Raw genomic sequence first — 15,113 nt, 5'->3', positions numbered from 1 at the left:
TAATTCGGGTCACGATGAACACTCTCGCAATGTCACCCCAGTTAAAACAATACGGCCATGCAGGGCGCGCCCCAAGCGCCCTGCATGCCAAACAACAATGTGATGGAGTCGGATGATGATGATCAAACAAGTTAGCTTGAGCCAGGATAACCAATTTTTATTTTATAAAAAAAGTGCATATGAAGTAATCGACACCGCGAAGCTGGACTGGCTGCAGCGCAGCTCGATTCCCGGTATCCTGCCCTGCATCGCGATCCAGGACAAGTTCATCCGCTATGACCTTGCCGGCGCGACCGCTCTTGCACATATTCCCGCCATTACAGGCAGTTCCCTGTACAGCTGGCTCGCAAACATCGCGGAAACACTGATGGAGGCAAAAAAAGCCGGCCTGGACACCGGCTGTTTTGTCATGAACAAAAACCAGGTCTTTATTGATCCTTTTTCAAATGCATTAGTTTTCATCTATCTTCCGGTAAAAAATAATTCCTTTGAAAAGGTATCACTTAAAGAATTTATCCAGGAACTCATCACTCTGGCTCCATACGACGAAAACAGCGGAGCCGGCTTTTTTGTCAAGCTGCATAACTATCTGCTGTCGAGCGGCACCATCGAGCCGGAAGAACTGGCCGCCAAGCTTGGTGAATGGGCGTTGGACTCGGGCCTTCAGCTTGAACAGAATCAGCATGGCATCACAAGCGAACCGAAGTACTACAGGCCGGGGAGTGCGCTGGCCGCCGCCCTCCAGTTCCGCGAAGGGCGGTCAGATGCTGCCCAGATTAGCGGGTACCCGGCAGCCCCAATGCAGTTCAATGAGGGTTCGCMAACCGCTTTTCAGTCAAGCGAGGGTCCCCCAGCGGCACCGCAGTCGATGGAGAGTCCGGCCGCTTCCATGCAAACCAGCGAAAATCCGGCCAAACAGGAGCCCCCAGTGGTCGGCAGCGTGAAAGAAGACGAATATCCTACGCAATACCCCGAAGACGAAGGCACCACGGTCCTCGGCGTCCAGCAGGAAGAGGAGGAAGGCACCACCGTCCTTGGCACCGCCATGAGCGCCCCTTATTTGCTGGCCGCCAACGGTGAAAAAATCCACCTGGACAAGCCTGTTTTTAAAATCGGCCGCGACCCGCTCCAGGCGGACTATACGAGGGACAACCTGGTCATCGGCCGGATCCACGCCCTGTTTTTAACCCAGAATGGCGAGTATTTCTTCGAGGACAATGCCTCGAGGAATGGCAGCTTTATTAACGGCGTCAAGGCAGAGCCGCAGCAGAAAATCAAAATCCGGCATGAAGACTGTATCAAACTTGCAAACGAGGAATACATATTCCGCTTGTTTTAGAAGAATTCAATATTCCCGCTTTTTTAGAGAAATAAAAATCAGCTGTTTTAGAAGAATACAAATCCAGCAGTTTTAGAGGAATACAAATTCGGCTGTTTTAAAGGAGGAAGAACGATGGCATTCCAAATGGCCTATCACACCGACATTGGCATAAAAAAGAAAAGCAATCAGGATGGGCTGCTGATGAAGACGGCGAGGACTCCGGAGGGAGAGGTCGGCCTGTTCGCGATTTGCGACGGCATGGGCGGCCTTTCGCACGGGGAGCTGGCGAGCGCCACCGTCATCAGGGGATTGTCGGACTGGTTCGACCAGGAACTGCCAACCCTCCTCCGGCAAAAGCAGGAGCGCAGCATCATAAGCGGGCTCCAAACCTGCATCACCGCGCTGAACGATAAAATCTTCAGCTACGGAAAGGTGCGGAACATCCAGCTTGGCACGACGCTTTCTGCACTGCTGGTACTGTATTCCCGCAGCTATATCATCCATGTTGGCGACAGCCGGATCTACTCCATCTCCTCGGGCGTCACCCAGCTGACGAAGGACCAGTCGCTCGTCGCCAGGGAAGTGGAGCGCGGCAACCTCACAGCAGAACAGGCGCGCCGGGACCCTCGGCGCAACATCCTGCTTCAGTGCATTGGCGCGACAGAGAATCTCGACATCACGATCACGGAAGGACTGGTGGAGCACAAGGCCTGCTATTTGCTCTGTACCGACGGTTTTTACCATGAAGTCCTGAACAGCGAGCTCGCCGAAAGCCTCCAGCCAGGACAGTTTAACAAGGAAAGTCAGCTAAAAGTGAAGCTTGTAGAGCTGGTGGAGCTGGTAAAAAGCCGCCAGGAAACCGACAACATCTCGGTCATCGCGGTGTCCAGCAGTCAGAAAAGAGGGGAAACAGCGTGATCAAGATTGGCACAGTGATTGATGAACGATACGAAATCCTCAAGGAAATCGGCCGCGGCGGCATGAGCGTCGTTTATCTTGCGATGGACAACAGGCTCAACAAATCGCTTGTTGTCAAGGATATCCGCAAGCGGGCCAACAGCAATAACGAGCTTCTGATCAACTCCCTGGTCGTCGAAGCCAATATGCTGAAGAAGCTTGACCACGGCGCACTGCCACGGATATACGACATCATCGATTCGGCCGGTGACATCTATGTGGTGATGGACTATATCGAAGGCGAGTCGTTAAAAGAAAAGCTTAACCGCGAAGGCAGGCTGCCGGCAGCGGACGTAATCGACTATGCCCGCCAGCTAAGCCATGTGCTTGGCTACCTGCATTCCCGCAAGCCGCACCCGATCGTGTACCGTGACATGAAGCCGGACAATATCATGCTCACGCCGGAAGGAAAGATCAAGCTGATCGACTTCGGCATAGCCCGTGAATATAAGAGCGAGAATTCGACCGACACGACCAACCTTGGCACAAAAGGCTATGCGGCGCCCGAGCAGCTGTCCGGCAAGCAGACCGATGCCCGCACCGACATCTACAGCCTCGGCGTCACGCTTTACCATCTGGTCACTGGGAAGAGTCTGAGCGAGCCGCCGTTCGAGGTGCGGCCAATTCGCCAATGGGATCCGTCGCTTCCCGAGGGGCTTGAGCACATCCTCCTGAAGTGCACGCAGTCCGAACCGGCAGACCGCTACCAGAGCTGCGAGGAGCTCAGCTATGACCTTGAGCATATCGAAAGGCTGACACAGGGCTATAAAAACAGGCTGATCAAGCAGCTCGGACTGTTCATGATTCCTGCCGTGCTGTTTTTCGCGTTCTCGACCACCTCGGTGCTCGGCTACCGCGGCATGAAAAACGAACAGTTCCAGGATTATATGGGCCTTGTGAGCTCCTCGAGCCTCGCACTGATGGAGGGCAGGGAAACGGAGGCGGCGGAACTGCTGGAGAAGGCGATCACCTCGGTCGACAGCCACAGGCCGGAAGCGTACATCTACCTGCTCGATTTTTACCAGAACCGCGGTGAAGTCGACATCGGTCTCGAGAAAATTCGCGCATACATCAATGATAAATATGGAAATGTCCATAAAAATGATGCCGTCCTTTTCAAGATGGGAATGACCTATTTCGACGCCAAGCGCGATTATCCGAACGCCTTGAGGTATTTCCAGATGGTGAATGAAAAGAAGATCCCGGATGCGAAATACTACAAATCGCTCGCGGCTACGATGGGAACGCTGAGCGTCGACTATGAAAAGTTCGCCGGCGACCTCCGCGAATTCCATGAATTCAACGATAGTCTGCCCAATGATGCGAAAAAGCTCGAAAACTACAATTCTCTGGCGAATATCTATCTTTCTTATAAAAGCCAGCTTCCCGACGCCAACACAGAGGCGATCGACATCGTCCACAAGGCGGACAAAATCCTCGGCCAGCTTGGCCAGGAGCAGCTGCAGTACAAATATGAAATGCAGTTCGAGCAGAAGCTGGCCCAGGCCTACTACAGCCGCGGCGTGAATACGCAGGATGTGACGGCGGCAAATGAGGATTTCGAAGCCGCCATTGGGCACTACTACAACCTGCTGGACCTGAATGCGCCTAACGAGGAGGATATTCTCGGCAGCATCGGCACCATCCACCAGGAGATGGGAAACCATGCCCAGGCGGCCGAGCAATTCACCTCGGCGCTTAAAAAATATCCAGACAGCATCTCCCTTTATGTGAAGCTTGGCAATCTCCAGCTCGACATCCAGCAGCTGAAGGAAGAGTCGAAGCGCAGCTACAGTGAAGCCAGGAAAACCTATGAGCAAGCTGGCAAGCTTGAGGGCGCCCAGGCAAACGAGGCCTATAAAAAATGGACGCGACGGATGAAGAATCTCGGAATCATCGAATGATGGAAAGAGGCTAGCACAATGGACTATCACATCCTGTTTTATGGAGGCATGGCGGGGGCGCTGGTCGCTCTCATCCTGGCAGTCTTCCTTTATATAAAACTCAATATCCCGCAGGTGGTGAAGGACCTGACAGGCATCTCCCTCCCAGGAGCGAAAAGGATCGCCAGCGCCCGGAAGTTCGCCGAGGCCGAGCAGACAGGGCGGATCACCAATGAAATCAAGCTGCGCAAAGATGTGGATGTATCCCGAGCCGAGCGTACCCTGACGATGGAGAACCAGCAGAAGCACACCTCCACCCAGAACCTTGGCCAGGGATCCGCCGCGATCACACGGCCTTCCGCTGTTCAGCCGGCAGCAGCTCTGGCGCCGACGGACCTGCTTGCCCCTGTTGAAAAGAGGGAGGCGGGTGACACGGTGCTGCTTGAGCATGCGGGAGTGCCGGGCAGGAATGAGGCGGAGGAAACGACGTTGCTGCAGGACAGCCAGGCTGGCCAGCAGCGTCCCGCAGCTCCGCACTTGGAGGAAACGACGTTGCTTCAGGACAGCCAGGCAGACCAGGCCCAGCCTGTACCAACTGCGGCAGAAACGGCGCTGCTACAGGACAGTTTGGAGGCCGAGCGACGGCCTGCCGCTCCTCAAGCAGGGGAGACTGCACTGCTCGAGCCTGCAGCGGAAACGCAGCTTCTGGCTCCTGGGGTAGAAAAGCTTCAACACGTAGAAGAAACTTCGCTGCTGGCGGAACAGGCTGAAGGCGGTGTTTTGGAGGAAACCGCGTTGCTGGATGATTCCGGCCAGGTGGGGCATATCGAGGAAACGGCTCTGCTGCAGGGTCCGAAGCACGCGTCGGAAACGAAATTGCCGCAGGACCCAGCGCAACCGCAGCACCTGGCAGAAACGGCCCTCCTGCAGGAAACGCAATTACTCAACGAAACCAGTTCGCACCACGAGCCGGCAGAAACCGCGCACCTGTCAGACATCGAAGAAACGGAGCTGCTGACACCGGCGGCAGAAACGGCCCTCCTGTCAGCCATCGAAGAAACCGCGCTGCTCTCAGACATCAATGAAACGATGCCTCTGTCAAAGCCGGCACAAACAACGGTGCCCACGACGATGGAGGAAACAACCCTGTTGGCGGCGGCAGCTCTGGAGGAGGAGCAGGAGCTTTATTTTAAAAAAGAAGTGGACATCATTGTGGTCCACACGACGACGATCATTTAAAAGGGGAATCAGAATGATGCTTGCGATGTTTAGAAAAAACAAGGTGCTTGTGGTGGTTTGTGCGGCGCTTGTCCTGCTGTCCGGGGTGCTGCTCCGCGATAATCCGGCGTTTTCGACAAAAACGGGGATTGACCGCTACGTTCTTTTCAACGGCCAGTCATGGAACATGGACACTAGCTTCAACCAAAACTGGCTGACGAGCGAAGACACCATATCCTTCACGGTCGACCTGGAGGACGATTATGAAAATAAATTCGCCAACCCTCCGGAAGGCGAAGAAGCACAGCCTGTGGAAACACCGTTCACTGTGACCGCCTCCCATAACGGGGCAGCCGTTGCCGTGCCGGCACCGGTCAAGGATGACAATTTTAAAGGTAAATACAATGTGAACATTCCTTTTACAAAAGAAGGCACCTTGGACATACATATTGATATTCCGGAAACCAACAGCTGGGACGGCGATGCTGCCTCAGTGGATTTCCAGGTCACAAGGGACGGCGCCGCACCGGCAATCACCCTGCCTGACAACCTTGACGGCACGCTGTCCACGAAGGCTGTCACCGTCAACATGAGCATTGAAGATGCCCATTTCGACCCGCAGAATGTGCAGCTGAGCGCGACCCGCTACGGCAGCGATATCCCTGTGTCAGCCAAGTGGGCCGGGAAAGATGGCGCCTACCATGGCTCGGTCACCTTCGAGGAGGATGGCGAATACAGTCTGAGCCTCTCCGCCATTGACACAGCCGGCAACAAGAGCGAAGAAAAGAGCCTGTCCTTCTCGATTCGCACGAAAGGTCCGGAGCTGCAGGTGAACCAGAACGACAAGCCTGTCGAGAGCGGAGGCTTCTATGCGATCGACAGCATCGGCCTGTCTGTGGGCAGTAAAATCAGGCTGTCAGGGGCGGAAGCCGTGATCACCAGGAACGGCACAGCTGAAACGAAGAACCTCACCCTTTCGCCGAATGGCCGCGAAGCCAAGCTTGACGGCGGATACCATTTTAGTGAGGATGGCACCTACGAAATCGCCGTGAGCGTGACTGAAAGGCATGCGCTCGGCCAAAAACACGACCTTGCACCAGTTGTGCTGCATATCGACCGCAAGAATCCTGAGTTCAAGGTTGAAGGCGCCGCCGACCAGGAAAATTATGATGAAAAGAAAGAAGTGGCCATCACCGCGCTTGACGAGAATTTCGCCAGCGGCAATGTCACTGTCACGCGCACCGGTTTTAATGGCGTGGAAAAAGAAGACAGCTACAAGCTGGATGGAGGCGGCAAGGCCACATTCAAGGCCGACTCTGACGGCTTGTATGAAGTGACAGCCCAAGGAGTTGACAAAGCCGGCAACAAGGCTGAGCACAGCTTTTCGTTCACAGTCGACACCGGCGCACCGGCTGTCTGGCTGTCCGATGAAAACATTGATGGAAAGTACCTGAATAAAGATAAGGAACTCACCATATTCGTCCAGGATTTCACCCTGAAATCGAAGCCGGTCCTTAAAGTGAAAAAGGACGGCGAGGAATACCTGACAACTGAACTGGACAGATTCTTCTTCCGCTACTCGAAGGCCCTGTCCTTCAAGGATGACGGCGTGTACGAGCTGGAGCTGAGTACGGTGGATTATTTTAACCGTGAATACACGCTTGGTCCGATATCGTTCACGATGGACCAGACTGCACCAAAGTTGAGCGTCGCAGGCGTCAAGGATGGCGAGCTGTATGGCGAACCGATGAAAGCGGAAATCAAGGCGGAGGACAAGAACCTTGTGCTTGAAGAGACGCTGCTGAAGGTGACGCGCAACGGTAAAAAGCATCTGGAAGCGGCCGGTGAGGATGCGCTGCAGAATCACGAATTCAAGGAAGACGGCGAATATGTGCTGACCTTTGAAAGCACCGACAAAGCCGGCAACAAATCGGTGACTGGCCCGATTTCGTTCGGCATTGACCAGACGCCGCCGGAGCTTGCCATCACTGGCGTGGACAACGGCGCACATTACCAGAAGCGTGAAGCAGTGCTAACCGTCGTGGACCAGCGCGTTGACCTGAAGAAGACAGAAGTGGAAGTGAAAAAGGACGGCAAGCCGCAGGACCTTGGCAAACTCAATTGGAATACCAGCAGGCAGGAGAACGGCCTGTGGAAAGCGGAGCTTGTTCTGGGCTTTGAGGAAGAAGGCGACTACGAGCTGATCCTTCATGCTGCCGATGAAAAAGAGAATGCCGCTGAAAGCATGAAGCGTACGTTCACGATTGACCATACTGCTCCTAAAATCAGCCTGGACGGCATTGCCGACGGAGGCTTTATCCAGGAAGGCAAGACGCTGTCTATCACAGTGGACGAGCATAATTTTAAACACAATAAAGTAACACTTTCGGCTACGAAAAACGGCCAGAAGTATGAGCTTGGAAAATGGGAGAATACCGGTGAAATTTCAAAGCTGAACCATACGTTTAAAGGCGATGGCGACTACGAAATCACCGTCTCGGCTGAAGACAAGGCCGGCAACAAGGCCGAGAGCAAGAGCCTGAAGTTCACGGTCGACAATGTGAAGCCAGTGATTGACATTTCCGGAGTGCAGAATAACTTCTATTCGAAGAGCAGCCGGAAAGTGACCATCTCCGTGACCGAGCATAATTTTAAAAATAATGCCGTGGACATCTCGGTAACGCGCAAAGCCAACGGCGAGAAGAAAGCCTATGATATTGGCAGCTGGTCCAATTCCGGCAAGGTTTCAAGCATCGCCCACGAGTTTGGCACCGACGGCGAGTATGAAATTACGGTCACCAGCGTCGATGCGGCGGGCAATAAAGCGGACAGTAAAAGGCTGCTATTCACGATTGACCAGGTTGCGCCTGAACTGAGCATTTCCGGCGTGGAAGACGGCGAGGACTATCGCACCAATAAAACCGTCACGTTCAAGGCCGGCGATATCAATCTGGATCTGGGCAAAGTGAACCTGAATGTCTCCCGCAACGGCCAGGCCTACAATGTGGGCAATTTCAGGCTGACAAGCGCTTCGACCGCGGAACTCGGGTTTACTTTTAAAGAAGAAGGCAGTTATGTGCTCAACCTGAGGGCAGCCGACAAAGCCGGCAACGAAACGGTCCACAAACGGATTGCGTTCATCATCGATAAAACCACGCCTGTTGTTGCCATTTCTGGCGTGGAGGATGGTTCGTTCAATCCGGCGGCAAGGAATGTGACGGTTTCGGTTGATGAACTGAATTTCAGCACCAACAACGTTTCCATCGCCGCCACGAAGGATGGCCAGAATTTTAGCATCGGCTCATGGAAGAATACCGGCAAGGTTTCGAAGCTGGGCTACAATTTTAATAGGGATGGTCTATACACCTTGAGTGTGACGGCGACCGATAAGGCTGGCAACGGCCCGGCGGTGGAGAAGAAGACGTTCACGATCGACACCGTCAAGCCGGCAATCGAGATTACCGGCGTTGAGAACAATGCGCACTACAATGTAAATAAAACTGTCAGCGTGGCGATTACTGACTTGAATTTGGATGTGAATAAGATTAGCGTGACGCGCAATGGCGCAGGGTATAATCCTGGCGGCTTCCGGACCAGCGGAAATGTGGCATCGCTAAGCCATGCATTCAGCGCGGAAGGCGAATACCGCATTGTTGTGGAGGCGACCGACAAGGCGGGCAACTCGCACAGCGCGAACATGACGTTTACGATTGATAAAACGGCACCGGTGATTACACCGAAATTCAAAGGCCAAAACCGCGTGATTAAAAACGGCGAGTTCATCAACGAAGTGTTCACGCCGGAGTTTGCGCTTGACCAGCGTGATGACAGCATCGTGTCGGTGACGCTGAATGGCGGCGGCAATCTGGGCGCCAATGTTCCGGTGGCATCGCGCGAAATGAAGTACACCTACAAGGTGCTGGCGCGCGACAAGGCAGGCAATGAAAGCACCCAGGAAATTTCGTTCACGCTCGATACCACCAAGCCTGCCTTGAACATCACCGGTGTGCTCGATGGCTTTTTCAACAGCATCATCGCGCCGCGCGTGACGTATTCCGATTTGCATCTCGACAGCAGCAAGACCTCGGTTACCCTGAACGGCGCGCCGTTCGTCAATGGCACAAGGCTTGAGCGCGAGCAGGATTATGTGCTGAAGGCCGTCGTCACGGACCTGGCGAACAATGTGTCATCGCGGACGATCGTGTTCACGATTGATAAAACAGCGCCGGTAATCAAGTTCAAGGAGCCAATCTCGAATCTTTATTTTAATGAAGATTTGATTCCGGAGCTGCTGATTGAAGACCTTAACGCCTATGACATCATTGCGATGCTCTTGAACGGCGAGCCGTACGAGCTTGGCGACCCGATCACCGACGAAGGCAAGCATGTGCTGTTCTTCGAGGTGAAGGACAAGGCGGGCAACATCAAGCAGCTGAGCGTCGAGTTCATCCTCGACAAAACCGCGCCGAAGGTCATCTTTGACGGCGTCCAGGAAAACAGGCAGTACCGCGATCCGGTCTCCCTGTCGATTTACCTTGATAATCCTGATGACAAGATTAAAAATGTGATGATCAACGGTGAAATGTTTGATGGCGATGTGGCCGAGGAAGACGGCCGCGTTGTGATCAAAACGACGCTGACTGATGTGAAAAAGTATGAAGTCGCGGTCACCGCCTATGACGAAGCGGGCAACGAGACCGTGAGCACCGTTCCATTCGAGATCATCGAAAAAGGCGCTCTCGTCAAGCTGTACGAAAACAAGCCGCTGTTCGCCGGCACCATCGCCGGACTGGCCGGAACAATTTTGGCCGCATCCTTGCTCCTGTGGCGGAGACGGAAAACAACGGCAGTCGAAGAAGAATAGAGGGAAAGAGGAGGGACAGCGGGTGCTGTTCCTCTTTTTGTGCGGGGATTGTGCGTAGTTGGGGTGATATCTGCAAAAAAAGGATTATATCTACACAATCAGGGGCGATATCTACGTCAAGAGAATTTCATCTACATAACTTGAGGTGATATCTACGCCAAAGGAATTTATCTACACAACCCGGGGTGATATCTGCACAAAAACAATTTTATCTACACAACCCGATACAAATCTACAAAATAGCCCCACTTCCAAATAAGTAAAATTTCAACAAAAATATCCCGACAAATCACAACAGCAATTGACAAATATTTGTGGAAGATAGTTACTATTTTCCTACCCTTATGGTAAAATAAACAATTAGGGTAGAATATGGTTCGCAGATAGCAGCCGCGACTGATACGAATGAATTCCTTGTCTATGTTTATGTGGCAGAGGTGAGGATGAAACAGCCGCAGCCGCCGTTTGTTCAAGGAGGATTAAGTTAATATGTTGGCAAGGGATATTGGAATTGACCTTGGTACAGCGAACGTGTTGATTCATGTAAAAGGCCGTGGGGTTGTTTTAAATGAGCCGTCTGTCGTGGCAATTGATAAAAATACAAACAGGGTTTTGGCAGTAGGCGAGGAGGCGCGCCAGATGGTTGGGCGCACACCGGGGAACATCGTGGCGATCCGCCCGCTTAAGGACGGGGTCATCGCCGACTTCGATGTGACCGAAGCGATGCTGAAGCATTTCATAAACAAATTGAACGTAAAGGGGCTTTTGTCCAAGCCTCGCATCCTGATCTGCACTCCGACGAACATTACAAGCGTCGAGCAAAAAGCGATCAGGGAAGCAGCCGAAAAGAGCGGCGGCAAGAAGATTTACCTTGAAGAGGAGCCGAAAGTGGCCGCGATTGGCGCCGGAATGGATATTTTCACGCCGAGCGGAAACATGGTCGTCGACATTGGCGGCGGTACAACGGATGTGGCCGTGCTTTCGATGGGGGACATTGTGACCTCTTCGTCGATTAAAATGGCCGGCGACAAGTTTGATGCCGAGATCCTTAACTACATCAAGCGCGAATACAAGCTGCTGATCGGCGAGCGCACTTCCGAGAACATCAAGTTGAACATCGGTACGGTGTTCCCGGGCTCCCGCAGCGAGGAAATGGAAATTCGCGGCCGTGACATGGTGTCCGGACTGCCGCGCACAATCTCGGTCCGTTCCGAGGAAATCGAGCAGGCGCTGAGAGAATCAGTGGCTGTGATTGTCCAGGCGGCAAGAAGCGTACTCGAGCGCACTCCGCCGGAGCTTTCCGCCGATATCATTGACCGCGGTGTCATCCTGACTGGAGGCGGCGCCCTGCTGCATGGCATGGACATGCTGCTGGCCGAGGAACTGAAAGTGCCTGTACTTGTAGCCGACGCTCCGATGGAATGTGTGGCGATCGGTACGGGAATCATGCTCGACAACCTCGACAGGCTGTCACGGGTAAAAATCGGCTAAAGCGCTTTGCGGAAGGCCGTTGAAGCGGAAATGCTTTTCTCATGCACTTGTTTTTGCTACAATTTGTTAATGTAACATAAGGGGATTTTTTCTATAATAGAAATAGTAAAAAAGTGAAAAACCCTGTTGGCAATTGGGTAGAAACAGCCGAATGGCCGCCGGAATTCGTGTTAAAGGGGAAGAACAGAATGGCATTGAACAGCAAACAGCAGGAATCAGCGACACGGGAACAAGTGAAAACCGCTAAGAAACAGCAGCCAAAAGCGAAGAAGCGCCAAAGAGTCCGTGTGCGCCTCATTCCCATCTGGCTTCGGGTCATTCTGGTCATTGTTCTGCTCGCTCTTAGCATCATTGCGGGTGCCGCTTTCGGATACGGCGTCATGGGTAACGGCAATCCAAAAGAAATCTTTGAGAAATCAACTTGGACCCACATATTGGACCTGGTTGAAAAACGACAATAACGACAATAATGAAGGAAGGGGGAATTCCCCCTTCCTTTTTGCATGCCTTTTTTAGTACAATGGAGAAAGATAAGAACCTATTATTAGTAGGAGGTACTAAAATCAATGCTCGATATCACGCAAATCAAGGAAATTATTCCACACCGCTATCCCTTTTTATTGATCGATAAAATCATTGAAGTCGACGAAGGCAAACGCGCCGTCGGGCTGAAAAATGTCACCGCCAACGAAGAATTCTTCAACGGCCACTTCCCGGACTATCCGGTGATGCCGGGCGTCCTCATCGTTGAAGCGCTTGCCCAGGTCGGCGCCGTCGCGATGCTGAAGCCGGAAGCCAACCGCGGCAAGCTCGCCTTCTTCGCCGGCATCGACAACTGCCGCTTCAAAAGGCAAGTCAAGCCAGGCGACCAGCTCCGCCTCGAAGTCGAAATGATCAAAGTCCGCGGCCCAATGGGCAAAGGCAAAGCCATCGCCACCGTAGACGGCGAAATCGCCTGCGAAACCGAAATCATGTTCGCACTAAAGTAATAAAGCATCMCCTCACTAAACAGTGCCTGACCCGCCGTCGTTTAAAGCGGTAAAGCACTGAACGGTGCCTGACCCGCTGTGGTTTGAACGGTGCCTGACCCCGATATTTGCGGGGCCCCGACACTTTCCATTTTTGGGAGGTGTCTTTTTTTGTGTTATTCAGCACCTCCGCTGTTTGTTCACAAAAAGTTTAGCTTTAATTTATGTTGGTTCGGTAGAATGGGCCTCGTAGAAAAAAGATATGGAGGTTTATGAGGTGAAAAAACTATTATATCCGATTACTGACTGGGTGACGACGAAGCGGGGGATGTGGATTACGATCATTGCCTGGGTTGTGCTGATGGTCGGCCTGAGTGCGGGTCCGAGGCTGAATGATTACCGGGTGTCCAACTTCCAGTCGCTCCCGGACGAGGCTCAGTCCATCATTGCCGAAAAGAAAAATGAGGAGCTGTTCCCGAATGCGCAGGGAACGCCAGGAATCCTTGTTTTCCATAATGAAAATGGAGACATCAACCTGGAGGAAGTGCAGCAGATTCTCGACGGCATCATCGCCGAAGACATCGAGGGAATCAAGACGGTCATTGATCTTTCCGCCCTGCCGGCGCCTGCCATCCAGGGCTTCATCTCCGAAGACAGCAGCACGATCATCGTGCCGATGGAGCTGGAACCTGGGCTCGGAAACAGCCAGTATTCCGAAATCAATGACCATGCCTCCGAGATAGGGAATGAGATCGCCGGCGGGCTTGAGAGCACCAACTTTTATATAACAGGACCGGCGGGAATCGCGGGRGACACGGTCAAGCTGTTTGAAGAGGCGGACTTTGTCCTGCTGCTGGCGACCGTTGGCATTATCTTAGTACTTTTAATCCTGATTTACCGTTCGCCGCTGCTGGCCATCATTCCGCTGCTAGCCACGGTGATTGTCTACCAGGTGGTCAACCAGAGCGTCGCCTTGATAGGAGCCGCCGGATTGGAGATCAACAACCAGACCACTTCGATCATGAGCATCCTCCTGTTCGCGGCTGTCATCGACTACTCGCTGTTTGTGTTCTCACGCTACCGCGAGGAACTGAACACCTATGAAAGCAAGCATGAGGCCATGAAGCAGGCGATGCGCGCAACCGGAGAACCGGTCTTTTTTGCCGGCGGAACGGTGCTGGCAGCGATGCTTGTCCTGTTCTTTGCCGATTTCCGCGACTACCAGAACTTTGCGCCTATATTCGGTACGGCGATGTTCATCATCATGCTGGCTTCGGTTACCCTTGTGCCGGCGCTGTTCACGCTGTTCGGCCGCAAAGCGTTCTGGCCAAAGGTTCCGAAATACGGCCAGGAAACAAAGGTCAAGCACGGAATCTGGGGCCCGATTGCCAAGTTCGTCGTCAATAAGCCGCTCATCGCCGGCGGAGCGGTCGCCATTTTTATGGTTGTCACCGCGCTAAACATTTTTAACCTAGAGTATGAATTCGATATGGTCAAAAGCTTCCCGGAAGACCTTCCTTCAAGGGTAGGCTATGAAATCGTCGAGGAAAGATATGATAAAGGAGAACTGGCGCCGACGACCCTGACGCTCGAAAGCAGCAGTGAGCTGACGCAGGAAAGCATAAATGCTGTGATTGAGGAACTCGAGAGCACCAGCGCCATTGCCTCTGCCAGGCTGAGCGGACAGACGGAAAACGCAAAGGCGGCGAAATTGACAGTGGCCCTGAATACCAGCCCTTATTCGCCGGAAGCTGTTGATTTTATCAAGGAACTCCGGGAAGAAACCCCACAGCTGCTGGAAGAAGCAGGCGTGGATGCCGAGGCTTACTACAGCGGCGTGACTCCCAAGCTGGTGGATGAGCGTGATGTCAACGACGGTGATATCGTGAAAATTGTCATCATGGAGACGCTGCTGATTCTTGTGCTGCTCGTGGCACTGACCCGCTCGTTTAAAATGCCAATCTACATGATGGCGACCATCCTGCTGTCCTATGTTTCGGCTCTTGGCCTTGGCCTCTTCCTTGTCGACGTGCTGTTCGGCTTTGAGGCGATTTCCACCAGGGTGCCGGTTTATGCCTTCATCTTCCTCGTGGCGCTGGGAATCGACTACAACATCATTCTCGTGTCGCGTTTTATCGAGGAGCGGAAAGCGCAAAAAATCAAACCGGCACTGGAAACGGCGATTGCCAATACCGGGGGCGTCATTTCGTCGGCAGGAATCATCCTCGCGGCTACATTCGCGGCGTTGATGACGATGCCGATCGCCGACCTGTTTGTGTTCGGATTTATCGTCGCCGTCGGAATTCTGCTCGATACCTTCCTGGTCCGCGGCATGCTGATGCCGGCTTTGATTCTGTTTTTTGAAAAAGACGCCTAAAACAATCATAATGGTTTTAAAAGGAAAATAGCGG

Annotated in this window: 9 protein-coding genes; all 9 read left to right on the top strand. The window is 53.0% G+C overall.

All coding sequences use genetic code 11. The features are described from left to right. The first annotated feature begins 115 nt into the window (after positions 1 to 115). Positions 116 to 1,339, top strand: a complete 1,224-nt coding sequence (locus ADU22_RS03980) for a DUF6382 and FHA domain-containing protein (protein ID WP_053361019.1) — start codon at positions 116 to 118, stop codon at positions 1,337 to 1,339. Positions 1,340 to 1,453: 114 nt separating this feature from the next. Next, a complete protein-coding gene (locus tag ADU22_RS03975) occupies positions 1,454 to 2,239 on the top strand; it encodes a PP2C family protein-serine/threonine phosphatase (protein WP_053361018.1) in 786 nt (261 codons plus the stop codon). Beyond that, complete coding sequence (locus tag ADU22_RS03970; protein WP_053361017.1) at positions 2,236 to 4,182, top strand: serine/threonine-protein kinase; 1,947 nt, start codon at positions 2,236 to 2,238, stop codon at positions 4,180 to 4,182. Before ADU22_RS03975 ends, ADU22_RS03970 begins: the two co-directional genes overlap by 4 nt. A gap of 18 nt (positions 4,183 to 4,200) precedes the next feature. After that, positions 4,201 to 5,400: a hypothetical protein gene (locus ADU22_RS24900; protein ID WP_053361016.1), complete on the top strand. Its 1,200-nt coding sequence runs from the start codon at positions 4,201 to 4,203 to the stop codon at positions 5,398 to 5,400. 13 nt (positions 5,401 to 5,413) lie between these two features. Next, complete coding sequence (locus tag ADU22_RS03960) at positions 5,414 to 10,243, top strand: Ig-like domain-containing protein (RefSeq protein WP_053361015.1); 4,830 nt, start codon at positions 5,414 to 5,416, stop codon at positions 10,241 to 10,243. A 489-nt stretch (positions 10,244 to 10,732) separates the two neighbouring features. After that, complete coding sequence (locus ADU22_RS03955; RefSeq protein ID WP_053361014.1) at positions 10,733 to 11,734, top strand: rod shape-determining protein; 1,002 nt, start codon at positions 10,733 to 10,735, stop codon at positions 11,732 to 11,734. Positions 11,735 to 11,922: 188 nt separating this feature from the next. Beyond that, complete coding sequence (locus tag ADU22_RS03950) at positions 11,923 to 12,195, top strand: DNA-directed RNA polymerase subunit beta (RefSeq protein ID WP_053364458.1); 273 nt, start codon at positions 11,923 to 11,925, stop codon at positions 12,193 to 12,195. A 105-nt stretch (positions 12,196 to 12,300) separates the two neighbouring features. Continuing rightward, positions 12,301 to 12,723 carry a 3-hydroxyacyl-ACP dehydratase FabZ gene (gene fabZ, locus ADU22_RS03945; RefSeq protein ID WP_053361013.1) on the top strand — a complete coding sequence of 141 codons (423 nt, stop codon included), beginning with the start codon at positions 12,301 to 12,303 and terminating at the stop codon, positions 12,721 to 12,723. A 256-nt stretch (positions 12,724 to 12,979) separates the two neighbouring features. Then, positions 12,980 to 15,079 (top strand): MMPL family transporter, encoded by a 2,100-nt coding sequence (locus tag ADU22_RS03940; RefSeq protein WP_053361012.1) that lies wholly within the window; start codon positions 12,980 to 12,982, stop codon positions 15,077 to 15,079. The last annotated feature ends 34 nt before the right edge of the window (positions 15,080 to 15,113 follow it).

Origin of the sequence: Bacillus sp. FJAT-27251 (genome assembly GCF_001273925.1) — a bacterium.
GTDB lineage: Bacteria > Bacillota > Bacilli > Bacillales > Cytobacillaceae > Mesobacillus_B.
Note: the sequence above shows the minus strand (reverse complement) of the source record. Positions and strands in the feature narration are given on the sequence as shown.

Bases quoted from the DNA above. Each gene is read 5' to 3' on its own strand.
- ADU22_RS03975 (WP_053361018.1), top strand. From the start codon at position 1,454: ATGGCATTCCAAATGGCCTATCACACCGACATTGGCATAAAAAAGAAA.
- ADU22_RS24900 (WP_053361016.1), top strand. From the start codon at position 4,201: ATGGACTATCACATCCTGTTTTATGGAGGCATGGCGGGGGCGCTGGTC.
- ADU22_RS03960 (WP_053361015.1), top strand. From the start codon at position 5,414: ATGATGCTTGCGATGTTTAGAAAAAACAAGGTGCTTGTGGTGGTTTGT.
- ADU22_RS03955 (WP_053361014.1), top strand. From the start codon at position 10,733: ATGTTGGCAAGGGATATTGGAATTGACCTTGGTACAGCGAACGTGTTG.
- ADU22_RS03950 (WP_053364458.1), top strand. From the start codon at position 11,923: ATGGCATTGAACAGCAAACAGCAGGAATCAGCGACACGGGAACAAGTG.
- fabZ (WP_053361013.1), top strand. From the start codon at position 12,301: ATGCTCGATATCACGCAAATCAAGGAAATTATTCCACACCGCTATCCC.